The sequence below is a fragment of the Streptomyces sp. NPDC028308 genome (genome assembly GCF_055565855.1).
In genome coordinates, this window is record NZ_JBVHTO010000006.1 from 370415 (window position 1) to 387387 (window position 16973).

General features: G+C 73.3%; 15 protein-coding genes. 3 read left to right on the forward strand and 12 right to left on the reverse strand.

Features of this window, described 5'->3' with window-relative positions; translation table 11 throughout:
• Positions 1-25 precede the first annotated feature (25 nt).
• Positions 26-313 carry a YiaA/YiaB family inner membrane protein gene (locus ACZ4VA_RS16175; RefSeq protein WP_355782695.1) on the reverse strand — a complete coding sequence of 96 codons (288 nt, stop codon included), beginning with the start codon at positions 311-313 and terminating at the stop codon, positions 26-28.
• A 70-nt stretch (positions 314-383) separates the two neighbouring features.
• Positions 384-1535, reverse strand: coding sequence for an acyl-CoA dehydrogenase family protein (locus ACZ4VA_RS16180; RefSeq protein WP_356174423.1), 1152 nt, complete (start codon positions 1533-1535; stop codon positions 384-386).
• 104 nt (positions 1536-1639) lie between these two features.
• Between ACZ4VA_RS16180 and ACZ4VA_RS16185 the strand changes: the two genes are divergently transcribed.
• The 3 genes from ACZ4VA_RS16185 (at position 1640) to ACZ4VA_RS16195 (ending at position 4229) form a co-directional block, all read left to right on the forward strand.
• On the forward strand, positions 1640-2281 hold the full coding sequence (locus ACZ4VA_RS16185) for a TetR/AcrR family transcriptional regulator (RefSeq protein ID WP_356174420.1): 642 nt from the start codon (positions 1640-1642) through the stop codon (positions 2279-2281).
• Positions 2282-2329: 48 nt separating this feature from the next.
• On the forward strand, positions 2330-3058 hold the full coding sequence (locus ACZ4VA_RS16190; protein WP_388906375.1) for an ArsR/SmtB family transcription factor: 729 nt from the start codon (positions 2330-2332) through the stop codon (positions 3056-3058).
• 178 nt (positions 3059-3236) lie between these two features.
• Positions 3237-4229, forward strand: a complete 993-nt coding sequence (locus ACZ4VA_RS16195) for a DMT family transporter (RefSeq protein ID WP_356174414.1) — start codon at positions 3237-3239, stop codon at positions 4227-4229.
• 95 nt (positions 4230-4324) lie between these two features.
• Here ACZ4VA_RS16195 and ACZ4VA_RS16200 read toward each other — a convergent pair whose 3' ends face one another.
• The 10 genes from ACZ4VA_RS16200 to ACZ4VA_RS16245 all read right to left on the reverse strand — a co-directional run bounded on the left by ACZ4VA_RS16200 (position 4325) and on the right by ACZ4VA_RS16245 (position 16859).
• Complete coding sequence (locus tag ACZ4VA_RS16200) at positions 4325-5404, reverse strand: Zn-dependent alcohol dehydrogenase (protein WP_356174412.1); 1080 nt, start codon at positions 5402-5404, stop codon at positions 4325-4327.
• Positions 5405-5429: 25 nt separating this feature from the next.
• Positions 5430-6818, reverse strand: a complete 1389-nt coding sequence (locus ACZ4VA_RS16205) for an aldehyde dehydrogenase family protein (protein WP_356243358.1) — start codon at positions 6816-6818, stop codon at positions 5430-5432.
• 309 nt (positions 6819-7127) lie between these two features.
• Positions 7128-8471, reverse strand: coding sequence for an ABC transporter ATP-binding protein (locus ACZ4VA_RS16210; RefSeq protein ID WP_356174406.1), 1344 nt, complete (start codon positions 8469-8471; stop codon positions 7128-7130).
• 271 nt (positions 8472-8742) lie between these two features.
• Entirely contained in the window at positions 8743-9549 is an 807-nt protein-coding gene (locus ACZ4VA_RS16215) for a class F sortase (RefSeq protein ID WP_356174403.1), read from the reverse strand.
• Positions 9536-10129, reverse strand: coding sequence for a hypothetical protein (locus ACZ4VA_RS16220; RefSeq protein WP_356174400.1), 594 nt, complete (start codon positions 10127-10129; stop codon positions 9536-9538). The genes ACZ4VA_RS16215 and ACZ4VA_RS16220 overlap by 14 nt, the downstream gene beginning before the upstream one ends.
• A 106-nt stretch (positions 10130-10235) precedes the next feature.
• Positions 10236-11489 carry an MFS transporter gene (locus ACZ4VA_RS16225; RefSeq protein ID WP_468081739.1) on the reverse strand — a complete coding sequence of 418 codons (1254 nt, stop codon included), beginning with the start codon at positions 11487-11489 and terminating at the stop codon, positions 10236-10238.
• Positions 11489-12937, reverse strand: a complete 1449-nt coding sequence (locus ACZ4VA_RS16230) for a CitMHS family transporter (protein ID WP_468081741.1) — start codon at positions 12935-12937, stop codon at positions 11489-11491. The genes ACZ4VA_RS16225 and ACZ4VA_RS16230 overlap by 1 nt, the downstream gene beginning before the upstream one ends.
• A gap of 134 nt (positions 12938-13071) precedes the next feature.
• The gene (locus ACZ4VA_RS16235; RefSeq protein WP_388906387.1) at positions 13072-15399 is read right to left on the reverse strand and encodes a molybdopterin oxidoreductase family protein; all 2328 of its coding nucleotides are present in this window, start codon (positions 15397-15399) and stop codon (positions 13072-13074) included.
• A gap of 147 nt (positions 15400-15546) precedes the next feature.
• Positions 15547-16212 carry a TetR/AcrR family transcriptional regulator gene (locus ACZ4VA_RS16240; RefSeq protein WP_452923766.1) on the reverse strand — a complete coding sequence of 222 codons (666 nt, stop codon included), beginning with the start codon at positions 16210-16212 and terminating at the stop codon, positions 15547-15549.
• 146 nt (positions 16213-16358) lie between these two features.
• Positions 16359-16859, reverse strand: a complete 501-nt coding sequence (locus tag ACZ4VA_RS16245) for a hypothetical protein (RefSeq protein ID WP_356174390.1) — start codon at positions 16857-16859, stop codon at positions 16359-16361.
• Between the last annotated feature and the right edge of the window lie 114 nt (positions 16860-16973).

Consider the following 16973-nt stretch of genomic DNA (forward strand, 5'->3'; position numbering starts at 1 on the left):
CCCGCTCAGCGGTGCGCGAAAGTGGTCAGCGCTGCTCGAAGGGGTCGTGGTCGGCGAGGAGCTTCTCCAGCCGGGCCTGGTCGACGCGGCTGACGATCTGCCCGGCCTCCTGGCGGTCGCGGATCACCTTGGCCAGGGTGAAGGACGAGGTCACGAGGTACAGGACGGCGATCCCGAGGAAGCCGCGCACCCAGGCGTTGGCGTCCAGCCGGTAGATCCCGAGGGCGGTCGCCGCGATGGCGACCGCGAAAGAGGCCACGGCCTGGCCGTAGAAGGCCGCGGTGGACTGCTGCTTGACCGGTGTCTCACTCATGGGAACAGCTTCGGCGGATGCGGCCCGGGCCACATCCGCCGAGATACTCACGGGATCCGCGAGGGCGTACTCAGAAGGCGGAGACGCCGGTGAGCGCGCGGCCGATGAGCAGCTTCTGGATCTGGCTGGTGCCCTCGTAGAGGGTCATCACGCGGGCGTCGCGCAGCAGTTTGCCCGCCGGGTACTCGTCGATGTAGCCGTAGCCGCCGAAGACCTGGAGGGCGTTGTTGGCGGCCCGCACCGCCGCCTCCGAGGCGAAGAGCTTGGCCTTGGACGCCTCGGGTGCGAAGGGCTGCCCCCGGTCGACGAGGTCGGCGACCCGCCAGGTCAGCAGGCGCGCGGCGTCCACGTCCACGGCGATGTCGCTGATCAGCTCCTGGACGAGCTGGTGCCGGGCGATCGGCTTCCCGAACTGCTCGCGCTCGGTGGCGTACTTCACCGCCACGTCGAGAGCGGCCTGGGCGATGCCGACGCAGCCCGCGGCGACCGACATGCGGCCCTTGGCGAGCGCGGACATGGCGACCGAGAAGCCCTTGCCCTCCGGCGCGAGCATGGCGGTGGCGGGGACGCGTACGTCCTCCAGGACCAGCTCCGCGGTGGCCTGGCCGCGCAGGCCGAGCTTGCCGTGGATGGCGCGCCGGGTCAGGCCGGGGGTGTCGGCGGGCACGAGGAAGGCGGAGACGCCCTTGTGGCCGGGGGCGTCGGTGGAACGGGCGAAGAGCAGCACCACGTCGGCCCAGGTGCCGTTCGTGATGAACATCTTGGAGCCGTTGATCACGTAGCCGTCGCCGTCGCGTACGGCCCTCGTCGTCAGGTTGCCCGCGTCGGAGCCGGTGCCCGGCTCGGTGAGGCCGAAGCAGCCGACGAGGTCGCCGGAGGTGAGGCCCGGCAGCCACTGCCGCTTCTGCTCCTCGCTCCCCCAGTGCGCGATGGTCTTGGCGACCAGACCGAGGGAGACCGAGACGATGCCGCGCACCGAGGAGTCGCCCCGGCCCAGCTCCTCCGTCACCAGGCAGTACGCGAGGTGGTCGCCGCCGGAGCCGCCGTACTCCTCGTCGACGGTGAGCCCGAGGAAGCCGACCTCGCCGAGCTTCTTCACGAGAGACCGGTCGACGTCCTCGGCGCGGTCCCAGGCGACGACGTTCGGGGCGATCTCGCGGTCCACGAAGTCCTTGGCGAGCCGCCGGACCGCGGTCTGCTCCTCACTGAGCTCCAGGTTCATGACGCGTCACCCCACATGGAAGGCCGTACTCGGAGTCCGAGCTTGAATACCGGACATTTAAATTAGCACTGCTAGTTTCCGTCCGCAGCCCTACTATGTGCGCCATGGCCCGACCGCGCAAGCCCTTGCTGAGCACCGACCGCATCGTCGAGACGGCGCGGGCGCTCGTCGACGCGGAGGGCCTCGCGGCCGTCTCGACCCGCCGCCTCGCCGCCGAACTCGGGGTGAGCGGTCCCTCGCTCTACAACCACTTCCGCACCAAGGACCAGATCCTGGAGGCGGTCGCGGACTCGGTGAGCGCCCAGGTCGACCTGTCGATGTTCGAGGACGGGCGGGACTGGCGGACCGCCCTGCACGACTGGGCCTTCTCCTACCGCGCCGCCCTGCGCGACCACCCCAACATCGTCCCGGTCCTGGCCCGCGGGCCCGGCCGCCGACCCGCCGGGCTGCGCCTCGCGGACGCCGTCTTCGGCGCCATGGTCGACGCGGGCTGGCCGCCCGCCCAGGCCACCTCGATCGGCGCGCTGATGCGGTACTTCATCATGGGTTCCGCGCTCGGCTCGTTCGCCGGCGGCTTCGTGGACGACGAGACCGCCTACGACCCCGCCGACTATCCGCACCTCGGGCAGGCCCACCTCCTCGCCGAGCAGCAGGAGAAGATCGACGAGCGGGCCTTCGAGACGGGACTCACCGCGCTGCTGGACGGACTGTCGCAGCAGTACGAGCAGGTGGGCAGGGGCGCGTAGGGCACGGTTCGGTGCCCGCCGAACCGTCCTTGCAGCATCCTGGAGCGCATGACGACGACAGGCCGACGCGCGTCCCGGGACGCCCAGGCACCGGGACTGGCCCGGCTCGCCGCGCTGATCGCCGACGAGTCCCGGGCCGCCTGCCTGCTGGCGCTGCTCGACGGACGGGCGTGGACCGCGGGCGAGCTGGCCCGGCACGCCGGGGTCGCCGCCTCCACGGTGAGCGAGCACCTCGGCAAGCTCGTCGCGGGCGGCCTGCTCACCGAGGAACGCCAGGGGCGGCACCGCTACGTGCGGCTCGCCGACGCGCGCGTGGCGCAACTCGTCGAGGACCTCGCCGCCCAGGTGGCCCCCGGCACCGCCGAGCCGCCGCGCACCCTCGCCAAGGCCGGCGCCGGGGCCGCGATGGCACGGGGCCGCACCTGCTACGACCACCTCGCCGGACGGCTCGGCATCGCCGTCACGGACGCGCTGACGGAGCGCCGGCTGCTGCGCCAGGACACCGGGTTCGCGCTCACGGACGCAGGACTGGACTGGTTCGCGGCGGCGGGCATCGGCCTCGCCCGCACCGGGCGCCGGCCGCTGGCGCGGGCCTGCCTCGACTGGACCGAGCGGCGCCCCCACCTCGCGGGCGTCGCGGGCGCCGCGCTGTGCCGCCACGCCCTGGACGCGGGCTGGTGCGTGCGCATCGGTTCGGAACGGGCGGTGAAGGTCACGGACCTGGGCGAGCGGATGCTGTCGCAGCTGCTGGGCATCGCCCCGACGGCACTGCGCTGACGAATGCGCCCTGCGGCGCCGCCGGCCCCCGGACGCCCGCCTCCCTCCCTCGGACGCCCGCCTCTCCTCCTCCCCTGCCGCAGCCGCCCGAGAACCCTCCGCCACCCGCCGCCCCCTCGTGACCACGAGGGCCGTAATCCGCGAGCCCTTCCTCGTCGTCGTCTCTAGCCTCAGGAGCATGATGAACACTTCCCCGTCCGCCCCCGGTCGCCGCGCGGAGCTGCTCGCCGCCGGTGCGGCCGCGGTCACCGTCGTGCTCTGGGCCTCGGCCTTCGTCTCCATCCGCAGCGCGGGTGCCGCGTACGCGCCGGGAGGACTGGCCCTCGGGCGACTGCTGGCCGGTGCCCTCACGTTGGGGGTGCTGTGCCTCGTCCGCGGGGAGGGGCTGCCGCCGCGGGCGGCCTGGCGCGGGATCGCGATATCCGGGCTGCTGTGGTTCGGCTTCTACATGGTGGCGCTCAACTGGGGCGAGCAGCAGGTGGACGCGGGCACGGCGGCCCTCGTGGTGAACATCGGGCCGATCCTGATCGCCCTGCTCGGCTCGCGGCTGCTCGGTGACGCCATGCCGCCGCGGCTGCTCGCCGGCATGGCCGTGTCCTTCGCGGGTGCCGTCACGGTCGGGCTGTCCATGTCGGGCGGCGGCGGTTCGTCCGTGCTGGGCGTCGTGCTGTGCCTGCTGGCCGCGGGTGCGTACGCGGCCGGCGTGGTCGCCCAGAAGCCGGCGCTGGGCAGCGGCAGTCCCCTCCAGGTGACGACCTTCGGATGCCTGGTCGGTGCGGTCGTGTGTCTGCCGTTCGCCGGGCAGCTGGTCCGGGACGCCGCCGACGCGCCCGCCTCGGCCACCCTCAACATGCTGTACCTGGGCGTCTTCCCGACCGCGCTGGCGTTCACGACCTGGGCCTACGCGCTGGCCCGTACGACGGCGAGCAGGATGGGCGCGACGACCTACGCCGTGCCCGCCCTGGTCGTGCTGATGTCCTGGCTGTTCCTCGACGAGGTGCCGGGCCTGTTCACCCTCGGCGGCGGGCTGCTGTGCCTGGCGGGCGTGGCGGTCTCCCGGTCCCGGCCGCGTTCACGGGCGACGGCGGCGGCCGGTACGGCGCCGTCCCCCGAGCCTGCCGCGACGGCGCGGCCGGCCGGGGCGACGGAGGCCGGGGACGAGCGGTCCTGAGTGCTCTGGGACGGAGCCCACGGAGACCGGGCCTGGCCCGGACCGGGGCGGCCGTCACCGGGGCGGGCCCGGTTCCGGCCGGGGTTCCGTCTCCCCTAGAAGATCACCAGCGCTCGGCCGCCCTTGCCGGCGATCATGTTGTCGAAGGCGGCCGGGATGCCGTCGAGGGCGATCCGCTCGGTGACGAGCATCCCGAGGTCGAGGCGCCCCGCGCGGACGTGCTCGGCCAGCACCGGCACGTCCCTCGCCGGGTCCGAGTTGCCGTACACGCACCCGGACAACGTCCTGCCCCAGTGGAAGATCTCCAGGGCGTTGAAGGTGACCTGCTGGTCCTTGCCGCCGATGCCGACGACCGTGGTGCGCCCGCCGCGGCGGGTGGAGTCCCAGGCGGTGCGGATGGTGACGGCGCGGCCCACGCACTCCACGGCCACGTCGACGCCCTGCTTGCCGGTGAGGCCGCGGATCTCGCGGGCGGTGGTGTCGGAGGCGACGACGTAGTCGGTGGCCCCGGCCTGGCGGGCCAGTGCCTCCTTCTCGGGGGACACGTCCACCGCGATGATCTTCGAGGCACCCGCGAGGCGGGCGGCCTGCAGCGTGGACAGGCCGACGCCGCCCACGCCGAAGACGGCCACCGTCTCGCCCTGCCGGACCTTCGCGGAGTGGTGGACGGCGCCGTAGCCGGTGAGCACGGCGCAGCCGAGCAGGGCCGCGTCGGTGAGCGGCACCCCCTCGGGCAGCGGCAGGACGCAGGCGGCGGACACGACGGTCTCCTCCGCGAACGCGGCGACGTTCAGCCCGGGGTGCAGGTCCGTGCCGTCCGCGCGGTGCGCGTACACGTTCGCCGCGCCGGACAGCGCGTCGGCGCACAGCCAGACCTCGCCGAGCGAGCAGGCGTGGCATGTCCCGCAGGAGGGCGCCCAGTTGAGGACGACGCCGTCACCGGGGGCGATGTGGGTGACGCCCTCGCCGACGGAGACGACGGTGCCGGCGCCCTCGTGGCCGAGGACGGCCGGGACCGGCACCCGCATCGTGCCGTCGGACAGGGAGAGGTCGGAGTGGCACACCCCGGCGGCGGCGAGCCGCACGCGGACCTGGCCGGGTCCGGGGTCGGGCAGCTCGATCTCGGTGATCTCCAGCGGAGCACCCACGGCGGGCAGTACAGCGGCGCGGACCATGATGAGGAAGGCTCCCGGATCTCGGCTAGAACTGCAGGGACTTGGTCTGGAGGTACTCGGACAGCCCGTGCGCGCCCAGTTCGCGGCCCACTCCAGACTGCTTGTAACCGCCGAAGGGCGCGAGGGGGTTGAAGCGTCCGCCGTTGATGTCGACCTGGCCGGTGTCGAGGCGGCGGGCGAAGGCGACGGCCTCCGACTCCTCGCCGGCCCAGACCGCGCCCGCGAGGCCGTACACCGTGCCGTTGGCGATCCGCAGGGCGTCCGCCTCGTCCTCGTACCGCAGGACGGTGAGCACCGGCCCGAAGATCTCCTCCTGCGCGACGGTCATGTCGGGGGTGACGTCGGCGAAGACGGTGGGCTGGACGAAGTAGCCCTGCTCACGCGGGGATTCGGGGCCGCCCGCGACGAGCCGCGCGCCCTCAGCGACGCCCTTCTCGATGTAACCGCGCACGCGCTCCTGCTGCTTGGCGTTGACGACGGGGCCGATGCGGTCGCCGTACTTCGCGGCGGCGGCCGCGGCCAGCTCGACGGCCTCCTCGTACTGGGAGGTGTGCACGAGCATGCGGGTCCAGGCGCTGCACGTCTGGCCGGAGTTGGACATCACGTTGGCGACGCCGACGTTGACGGCCTTGGCGAGGTCGGCGCTCGGCAGGATGACGTTGGCGGACTTGCCGCCGAGTTCCAGGGCGACCCGCTTCACCGCCGCGCCCGCGATGGCGCCGATGCGCCGGCCGACGGCCGTGGAGCCGGTGAAGGACACGAGGTCCACCCCCGGGTGCTCGGCGAGGGCCTGGCCCGCCACGGGACCCAGTCCGGTGACGAGGTTGAAGACGCCGGCCGGTACGCCCGCCTCGTGGACGGCCTCGGCGAAGAGCTGGGCGGTGAGCGGGGTGTCCTCGGCGGGCTTCAGCACCACGGTGCAGCCCGCGGCGAGCGCCGGGGCGACCTTGGCGACGATCTGGTGCAGCGGGTAGTTCCAGGGGGTGATGGCGCCGACGACGCCGACCGGCTCCTGGTAGACGGTCGAGTTCCCGACCTTCTCCTCGAAGGCGTACGTGGCGGCCAGCTCGGCGTACGAGCCGGCGACGAGGATCGGCACGGAGGCGTGCACCGCCTGCGAGAACGCCAGGGGCGAGCCCAGCTCGGCCGTCACGGTCTCGGCGATCTCGTCCTTGCGGGCCACGAGCACGTCGCGCAGGGCCGCGAGGCGGGCCGCCCGCTCGGCCGGTGGCGTCGCCGCCCAGTCCGGGAAGGCGGCACGCGCGGCCCGTACGGCGGCGTCGACGTCCTCGACGGTGCCCGCCGGGACCCGGCCGACGACCTGTTCGTCGGCGGGGTTCACGACCTCGATCGTGTCCGATCCGGCGGCGGGGCGCCAGGCACCGTCGATGTACATGTCGTCATGTGCCTTCATCGTGTTCCTCCCGGGAGGGGCCGCGTCGTCCGCACCCTAAACTAGCGATGATAGTTTTCGGGCGCCAGAGGGATCAGGCTCCGGGACACCTCGGACCCCACAGGCATCCTCGGCCGCGAGAGCCCGGAAGTCGACCCGTACCCGTCCACCCCGGCACACGACGGCGCCCCGCGCGCACTCCTCGCACGGGGCGGGCGCCGGCGGATCCGCTCGGCGCGGGGATCGCGGGACCCCGATGGGGTTCCCATGTGTGGACGTGCCGGGACCGGACACGGCTCCCGTGTACGGGCGGGGCATCCCCCGGCGGACTCACTCCTCCAGGTCGGGCAGCCGCGCCGGGGCGGGGCAGATGCGCTCGCCGTGCTGGTCGAAGACGAACAGGTGCGCGAGGTCCACCAGGAGCGGCACCTGCATGCCGTGCCGGAGCTCGATGTCCGGGGTGGTGCGGACGACGAGGTCGCCGGGCAGCCGTCCGTCCGGCGGCACGGGCTCGGCGGTCACGGGATCCGCGTCCCGGGGGTGTTCCAGGACCACGACGGGCCCGGCGCGCAGTGAACCGGCCCGCTCCCGCAGCCGGTTCAGGACGGTGCCGTCCCGGCGGCGGCGCCGCACCGGCCGCAGCGGACGCGGCGCCTCCAGCTCGGGTACGACGGCGGGCCGGGAGCCGGTGTTGAAGTGGACGAGGACCTCGTGGCCCTGGAACTCGACGTGCTCGACAAGCCCGGTGATCGCCACCTCGCCGGGGCGTGCCGCCGCGGGCTTGGCGATCCGTACGGCCTCGGAGCGCAGCCCGACGATGACCTCGCGCCCCTGCTGCACGCGCAGCAACTGGTGATCCAGGGAGAGGGGTTCGGGCAGCCGCAGGTACTGCCGGCCGAGGCTGATCGACATGGCGCCGTCGAGCGGGGCCCGCACGAAGCCGCGCAGCAGATTGATCCGGGGGGTGCCGATGAAGGCGGCCACGAAGACGTTGGCGGGCAGCGCGTAGACGTCGCGCGGTGTGCTCAGCTGCTGGAGGACACCGCCGCGCAGGACGGCGACCCGGTCGCCGAGCGACATCGCCTCGGCCTGGTCGTGGGTGACGTAGACGGTGGTGACGCCCAGGTCCCGGGTGAGCTTGGCGATCTCGGCGCGCAGGTGGTTGCGGAGTTTGGCGTCGAGGTTGGACAGCGGCTCGTCCATCAGGAAGGCGGAGGGGTGCCGGGCGATCGCGCGGCCCATGGCGACCCGCTGGCGTTCGCCGCCGGAGAGCTGGCTCGGGAAGCGGTCGAGCAGGTCCTCGATGCCGAGCATGCGGGCGGTGGCGTCGACGCGCGGACGGGGGTCGGCGCCGGGGCTCTCGATGCGCAGCGGGAAGCCGATGTTGTCGCGGCTGGTCATGCTCGGATAGAGGGCGAAGTTCTGGAAGACCATCGCCATGTCCCGTCCGGAGGGCGGCAGTTCGTTGGCGTACTCGCCGTCCAGCCGGATCTCGCCCTCGGTAACCTCCTCGAGCCCGGCGATCATCCTCAGGACCGTCGACTTGCCGCAGCCGGACGGGCCGAGCAGGACGAGGAACTCGCCGGGCCGGATGTCGAGCGACAGCCGTTCCACCACGCGGACGCCGCGGGTGTACGACTTGCTGACCTGGTGCAGGGAGATGGCGCGTGTCATGACTGGTGCCCCCGGGGGCTCACAGGGCGCTGGTGCTCCGCGGTGGAACGTCCCGTGCGGGTCGTACGGGACGTATGAGTCACGGAAGTTAACGGACCGCACACGCCCAGGGGAAGACGTGCGCCGGATCTGACGGACCGTCCGGCGTACGAGAAACCGGACGCTCCGGTTCGCCGGCCCCTGAGCGCCCTGCCCCGCCGTCGGCACACCGGCCGCCGGCCCGTCCCCGGCCGGGGCGCGGGCGGCCGGTTCCGAGGTCTCCCGGGAGCGGTCAGCGCGTCGCGGTGAGGTGGGCGAAGACCACGACGTTGCTCGCGTAGCCGGTCTTCGCGCTGTACGTGCCGCCGCAGGTGATCAGGCGCAGCTCCGGACGCCTGCTCGGCCCGTAGACCTTGCGGTCGGGAAAGCGCGACTTCTCGTACGTCCGCACCTCGTCGACCGTGTAGACGGCCGTCCGCCCGTCGGCGCGGCGGACCTCGACGACCTTGCCCGGCCGGAGCGCGGCGAGTCCGGCGAAGACGGCGGCGCCGGTCCTGGTGTCGCGGTGGCCGACGACGACGGAGGTGCCGGGTTCGCCGGGCGAGGGTCCGCCCGCGTACCAACCGACGAGTTTCGGGTTGTCGACCGGCGGGGTGCCGAGCTGCCCCCGGCGGTCGAGATGCAGGTCCATGACCGGCGCGTGCAGCCGCAGGTACCTGATGTCGAGCGTGGTCGGCCGGGACCGGGGCAGCGGCCGCGGTGCGGGCGCCGGCCGGGGGGCGACGGTGCGTTTCGGGGTGGGCTTGGGTGCGGGCGTCCGGGTGGGGGTGGGCTTGGGTGCGGGGGGCCGCCGGGTCTGCCGGGGCTGCTCGGGACGAGGCCGGGCCGCGCCGCGCGCGTCCGGGACGGCCGGGGCGGGGCGGGAGGACGCCTCGGCGCCTCCGTGCCCCGCCGCGCCGACGGTGGCCGGTTCCGTGGGCTCGTCGTCCTGAGCGCACTGGATGCCGACCGTCGCCAGGACGACGGTGAGCACCGTCGTCCTGGCGAGACGGTACGCGCGCGTCCGGTACCAGGGCCTGCGGCGCCTACGCCGCACCATCGGGGCGACGGCGCAGCAGGCGGAAGTACACGACTCCACCGGCGACGACCAACCCGACGGCCGCGGCACCGGCGAACGGCGAGATCGCGCTGGACTCGGCGAGACCGCCGCCGCCCGCGTGGACACCGCCGTGCGGGGCCTTGGACGGTGCCGCGGACGCGTCCTTGTCGCAGTCCACGCGGAACACCTTCTCCTTGGGTGCGCCGGTGCCGCCCGTCACCGTGACCTTGTACTGACCGTCCGGCAGCGCCAGCGGGTCGCTGTGACCGCCGCCCGAGGCGAGCGCGACGGTGCCGTTCAGGGTGGCGCCGCTCGCCGACGGGGGCTGCGACTGGATGGTGTAGGTGAGGCTCGGGGCCACGTCGAAGTTCGTGGCGTCGAGGTAGAACTCACACACCTTCGGCTCGTCGCGCGGGTCGCTGAAGGGCGTGCCCACCTTGTGGATCTTGACGTCACCGGCGGCACCGGGGACGGCCGGGGCGGGGGCGGCGATGGCGATCTGCGTCCCGGCCAGGGCGGTGCCGGCAAGGGTCAGCGCCGCGACGACGGCGGCACGGCGTGGAACGGTCGTGGTGGGCATGCGATTCCTCCGAGTCAGACGAGACGATTTTCATACAAATCGCTCTTTCACCTGACTCTCTTTCACATCCGCACCACCGGACACGTGAGCAGCGCCGGACGGCGCGTCAGATATCCCTCGCCCGGCCCAATCGCGCCCGGACCCGCCGTGGCGCGCCGTCCGGGTCCGGAGGCGGCGCGGGCCTGCCCGGCGCCCGTAGCGCGATCCCCGACGACAGCAGCAGCAGCGCGCCGAGCATCACGAACGGCGCGGCGACCCCCGCGAGGCCGGCGACCAGGCCCGCGGCGGCGGGCGCGGCGACCTGGCCGAGCCGGTTGCCGGTCAGCCGCAGGGCGAGGGCGGTGGAGCGGGCTCCGTCGGGGGCGGCCTGGACGACGGTCGTCATCGACAGGGGCTGCCCGACGCCGAGGCAGAAGCCGAGCACCGCGAGCATCACGGCGAGGGTCCACACCGGCACCGGCAGGGCGATGCCCGCGCACAGCACACCGGCGAGCAGGCAGGTCGCGGTGAGCAGCGCGGTCCTGCCGAGCAGGCGCAGCATCGGCGTCATGACCAGGCGGCAGGCGATGGTCGCCGCTGCGCGCAGGCTCAGCAGCAGACCGATCACCGACGGCGCGATGCCCCGGTGCTCGCCGACGACCGGCAGGTACGCGGTGAGGATGTCCGTCGCCGACAGCACTGCGAGGCTGATGAAGATGCCGGCGGGCACCCCCCGGGCGCCCAGGATGCGCCGGACCGGGACGCGATCCCCTTGTCCGGTACGGGACCTGGGCGTCGTACGGTGCTCGATGCGCCAGAGCGAGGCGCAGGAGACGGCCGCGACCGCCCCGGCGACCAGCAGGGCCAGCGCGCTGCTGCCCGCCCTGTCGTGGCCGCTGATCAGGGCGCCCGCGGCGATCGGCCCGACCATCTGGCCCAGGGACGCGCCGATGGTGAAGTGGCCGAAGTTGCGGTCCTGTTCGTGCGGCGCGGACTGGCGGGCGACGATCGACTGGGCGCCGATGACGAAGCAGAGATGACCGAGTCCCATCACGCCGCTCCAAACCGCCATCACCGTCGCCGAGTTCGCCGTACCGCTCAGGGCGCAGCCGCCGGCGATCAGGACCACCCCGAGGGGCAGCAGGGGCGCGCAACGGCCGTGGTCGGTGCGGCGGCCGAGCGGCACCGCGGCGAAGAGCGGGAGCAGCGCGTACACGCCCGCGATGACGCCGACGGCGCGCTCGTCGGCGCCCAGGGCGAGCGCCCGGTAGGAGACGGCGGGCCGCGCCATCGACACCGCCCCCTGCGCGAACCCGAAGGCGATGACGAGGCGCAGCAGCCAACTCCTGCCGGGCCGCACCTGACCGGAGGCGCCGGGCATCAGATGATGCCGAAGAGGATTCCGGCCGCGAGCACCACCAGCGAGGTGAGCGCCGCCCACTTGACCACGAAGCGGGTGTGGTCGCCGAACTCGACCTTGGCCATGCCCACGAGGACGTACACGGCGGGCACGAGCGGGCTCGACATGTGCAGCGGCTGGCCGACGATCGAGGCGCGGGCGATCTCCAGGGACGAGACGCCGTGGGCCTGGCCCGCCTCGGCGAGGACGGGGAGGATGCCGAAGTAGAAGCCGTCGTTGGACATGAAGTACGTGAGCGGGATGCTCAGGAGACCGGTGACGAAGGCCATGTGCGGACCCATGCCGTCGGGGATGTTGCCGACGAGCCACTCGGCCATGTGGTCGACCATGCCGGTGCCCTGGAGGACGCCGGTGAAGACGGCGGCGGCGAAGACCATGCCGGCGACGTTCAGGACGTTCTCGGCGTGGGCGCCGAGACGGGCCTTCTGCTCCGGCATCCTGGGGAAGTTGACGGTCAGGGCGAGCGCGGCGCCGAGCAGGAACAGCACCGGTATCGGCAGCCACTCCATGATCATGGCGGTGAGCAGGACGACCGTGAGCAGCGCGTTGAACCAGTAGAGACGGGGGCGCAGGGTGGTCCGGGTCGGGTCGAGGACCTGGAGTCCCTTGTCGTCCTCGTCGTCGGTCACGGAGTTCGGGTTCTCGGGACGCGCGGGACCGTCGGCGTCCGTGCCGGTCCCAGCGCCGCCGCTCGTCCCGGCCGGGCGGGTCGCGTCGGCGGAGCCGCCGGAACCGACCAGCACGGTCTGCGAGTTCGGCTCCTTCTCCTCGACGAGCACCTCGTCCAGGCTGAGCACACCGAGCCGGGTGCGCTCCCGGCGGCCGAGGACGTAGGCGAGGACGAAGACGCCGAGCAGTCCGACGGCGAGGGCCGGGATCATCGGCACGAAGATGTCGGCGGCGTCGACCTTCAGGGCGGTGGCGGCGCGGGCGGTCGGGCCGCCCCAGGGCAGGGTGTTCATCACGCCGTTGGCCATCGCGGCGACACCCGTCATCACGACCAGGCTCATCTTCAGGCGCTTGTACAGCGGGTACATCGCCGAGACCGTGATCATGAAGGTGGTCGAGCCGTCGCCGTCGAGCGAGACGATCGCGGCGAGCACGGCCGTCCCGACCACGATCCGCAGCGGATCGGCCTTGCAGAAGCGCAGGATACCCCGCACGATCGGGTCGAAGAGCCCGACGTCGATCATCACCCCGAAGTAGACGATCGCGAACATCAGCATCGCCGCCGTGGGGGCGAGGCTCGTGACGCCGTCGATGACGTAGTCACCGAGCTTGGCGCCCTTTCCGACGAAGACACAGAAGAGTGCCGGGATCAGCACGAGCGCCGCGATCGGCGACATCTTCTTCAGCATGATCAGGACCAGGAAGGTCGCGATCATGGCGAAGCCGAGGATGGTCAGCATGGATGGACACCTAACGTTCGCCCTTGAACTCCCGCCAGAGGCGGCGGTGCGAGCGACGTTAGGTCGGTTCCGCGAGCGTTAACAAGATGTTGACGCGCGAGCAATAAGCGCAAAACTCCAGGTCACAGCTTTGCTCAGGTCACGGGCGTCAGCTCGACCGCGATGCCGTTGAGGACGGCGGTCCCCGACAGCGGGTCGAGCAGGCTGCCGTCGATCAGCTGGTTGACGTTGACGCCCGGGTCCAGCGCGGCGTGGCCGAGGCGGGTGCCCGGCCGGTCGTGTCCCCAGCCGTGCGGCAGGCTGACCACACCGCGCCGGACCCCGTCGGTGATCTCCGCGGGGGCGGTGACCTCTCCCCCGGCGCCCTTGACGCGTACGGGCGCTCCGTCCGCGATCCCCAGACGTGCCGCGTCCTCGGGGTGGACGTGCAGCGAGCAGCGGTTGGAACCGCCGGTGAGCGCGGGGACGTTGTGCATCCAGCTGTTGTTGGACCGCAGATGACGGCGGCCGACGAGCACCAGTCCGTCCGGGCGCTCGCGCAGCGCGTCCCGCAACCTCGGCAGGTCGCCGGCGATGGGGCCCGGCAGCAGTTCGACGCGGCCGCTGCGGGTCTTCAGCACCTGCGGCAGGCGCGGGCGCAGCGGGCCGAGGTCGATGCCGTGCGGGTGGGCGAGCAGCTTCTCCAGGTTCAGGCCGTCGGGCCGGGCGCCGAAGCCGTCGCCGTACGGGCCGAGGCGCAGCATCATGTCCAGCCTCCGCTCGGGACCGGTCAGCCCCGTCAGCACGGCGGCGAGTTCGCCCGGATCGCGGCCGTGCACGGGCGAGTTCGGGTCGTCGACGGCCTTGGCGAGGGTGCCGTCGACGACCATCGTGTCGACGGCGGACGGGTCGGCGCCGTGCATGCCGGTCGCGGCGAGGACGAGCCGGGCGAGGATCTCGGTCTCGGCCATGCGGCCCGGCTCCAGCGGGACGGCCGCGCGGGTGTAGCGCACCTGGTTGTGCACGGCGAACGCGTTGAAGGCGAAGTCGTGGTGCGCGCTCTGCGAGGGCGGGGGCGGCGGCAGGACGACGTGCGCGTGGCGCGAGGTCTCGTTCAGGTACGGGTCGACGCTGACCATGAAGTCGAGCGTGCCGAGGGCCTTGTCGAGGCGGTCGCCGTCCGGGGCGGAGAGTACGGGGTTGGTGGCGACGGCGATGACGGCGCGGACCGGGGTGCCCTCGTCCGTGGCGGTGTCGATCTCCTCGGCCAGGGCGGACAGCGGCAGCTCGCCCTTGGCCTCGGGGTGACGGCTCACCCGGCTGTGCCAGCGTCCGAGGGCGAACCCGCGGCCGGGTCCGGCGGGCCGGGGCGCGCGGTCGGTGGCCGCCTGGGGGAAGAGGGCCCCGCCGGGCCGGTCGAGGTTGCCGGTGAGGATGTTCAGGACGTCGACGAGCCAGCTCGCGAGGGTGCCGTGCGGGACGGTGCAGCTGCCGATGCGGCCGTAGACGGCGGCGGTGGGCGCGGCGGCGAGTTCCCGGGCGAGCGCCCTGATGGTGTCGGCCGGTACGTCGCAGGCCTCGCTCGCCGCTTCGGGCGTGAAGTCCCGGAGGGCGGAGCCGAGTTCGTCGGTTCCCTCGACCCGGTCGGCCAGGTCGCCCAGGTCGACGAGCTTCTCCTCGAAGAGGACGTGGGCCACGGCGGCGAGCAGCAGGGCGTCGGTTCCGGGCCGGATGGCCACGTGCCGGTCGGCGAGCCGGGCGGTGCGCGTGCGCCGGGGGTCGATGACGGTGAGGGTGCCGCCGCGCGCCCGCAGCGCCTTGAGCTTGCCGGGGAAGTCGGGGGCGGTGCACAGACTCCCGTTGGACTCCAGGGGGTTGGCGCCGATGAGCAGCAGATGGTCGGTGCGGTCCAGGTCCGGTACGGGGATGGCCAGGGCGTCGCCGTACAGGAGGCCGCTCGACACGTGCTTGGGCATCTGGTCGACGGTGGACGCGGTGAAGAGGCTGTGGGTGCCCAGCGCGGAGAGCAGGACGGGCGGGTAGAGGGCCCCGGCCATGGTGTGCACGTTCGGGTTGCCGAGGACGACGCCGACGGCGTGCGGGCCGTGCCGTTCGACCACGGGGCGCAGTCCGGCGGCCACGGCGTCGAAGGCCTCCTCCCAGGTGGCCTCCCGCAGCTCGCCGTCCCGGCGCACCAGCGGCGTACGCAGCCGGTCGGGGTCCGCGTCGACCGCGCCGAACGAGGCGCCCTTCGGGCAGATGAACCCCTGACTGAAGACGTCCTCGCGGTCACCGCGCGCGCCGGTCACCCGGGTGCCCTCGATGGTGAGCGTCAGCCCGCAGGTCGCCTCGCAGAGCGGGCAGATCCGCAGGGCGGTGCGCGAGTCTGAGGTGGTTCCGGTGGTGCGGGACACGGGGTCCTCCCGGGTTGCGGCGGCAGCGGTGACGCACGGGCTGCGCCGAGCATACCGACCGGTATGCATCTCCGGGAGGGGCTGTCGGGGGTCAGGTCGGAAATCCGCGGGACGGCGACGGGGCCGACCCGGGCGCACGCGACCGCGACCGCGACCGCGGAGGAACGGACCGGGGCGCCCCGCCGGGAGGTTCACCGACGCACAGGGCGGCCGGTGTCAGTCCAGTACGCGGGACAGGTAGGCGCGCAGGAGGGCCCGGATCTCCTCGACGATCCGCTCGTCGCCGGCCGGGTCTAGGCGGAAGGCGAGGTGGACGAGTGTGTCGGCGGTCTCCACGGCGACCAGGAACGCCCGGCGCAGGTCCTCGTCGGGTTCGCGTACGAGGAACGCCGAGAGCAGGTCGGTGAGGCGGTCGGCGACGCGGGTGTTGGGCTCCGCGCACCCGGAGCCCACCGGGATCTGGTTGCCGAAGTCGACCAGCGTGAACCCCGGCGCGGTGCGCTTCATGGCGAGGAACTCGTCGAGCACGGCGTCCATGGCCGCGCGCCAGCCGCCCCCGGCCGGGGCCCCGGAGTCGCCCGCGCCCTCGCCTGGGGCACGGGCCGCGCCCGCCTCCTTGAGACGCGCCGTCACGCGCTCGACATAGCGGTCGAGGTTGCGCTGGGCCAGCGCGTCGGCCATGGCCCGCTTGTTGCCGAAGAAGCGGTAGACGGAGCCGATCGGGACGCCCGCGCGCTGGGCCACCGCCCGGGTGCTGAGGCCGTCGTAGCCGACCTCGTCGAGCAGCTCGGCGCAGGCGTCGAGGATCCTGGTCAGTCGTTCGGCACTGCGCCGCTGGACGGGCGCACGGCGCAGCGGGGTCGCTTGGGGCACGGTGTTCATGATGCCTTTCCGCCGGGGTCCGGTGAACCTTGCCCGTCTGTACGCGGATCGGTGCCCCTGCCACTCACCGCCGGGGGCTCGCAACCGGTCCGGCCGTCCGCTTTCGGCACCCTCCGGCCGGGCGGGCCCGGCCTCGCCGGCCGGCCTCAGCGCGCGCCCGACGCGGTGATGTCCGCCGTGCACTGCACGGGCCTGCCGTCGACCGCCCACACCGTGCGGTCGTCCGCGTACAGGCGGGCCGTGAGGTGGTGGGTGCCCCGGGGGATCAGGTCGCCGGAGAGGTGGTAGGTGAAGGCGCGGAGCCGGGTGAGGGTGCGCCCGTCCAGGAAGAGCACCGCGCTGCCGCGTCCGGGCAGCGCGACCGGGCGCGCGTCGCCGGGCGAGAACCGGAAGTTCCGTAAGGTCAGCCGGACGTCCCAGCCCTCGTCGGGGGCCGGCTGCACCTCGATGCCGACCCGCGGCGCGCCGCCCTCGCCGATCTCACGGTAGTGCCGTCCCTTCTCGTCGGTGTCGTCCAGCACCTTGCCCACGGGTGAGGCCGAGACCTCACCTTCACGCCCGTGCGCGTCGTCGGTGCCGCAGCTCGCGGATCCGCCGAGCAGCGCGCAGACCGCGAGCGCGGCGAGCAGTCCACGCGTCCACGACATGCCGGGAGGTTAGAACACGCGCTCCGTCCGCCGGATCCCCCTGAAGTCGGGTTCTCGAGTCGTCCGCAGGTCCCAGGACGTACTCCCTCCGGACGCCCGGCGCCCGCCCGGACC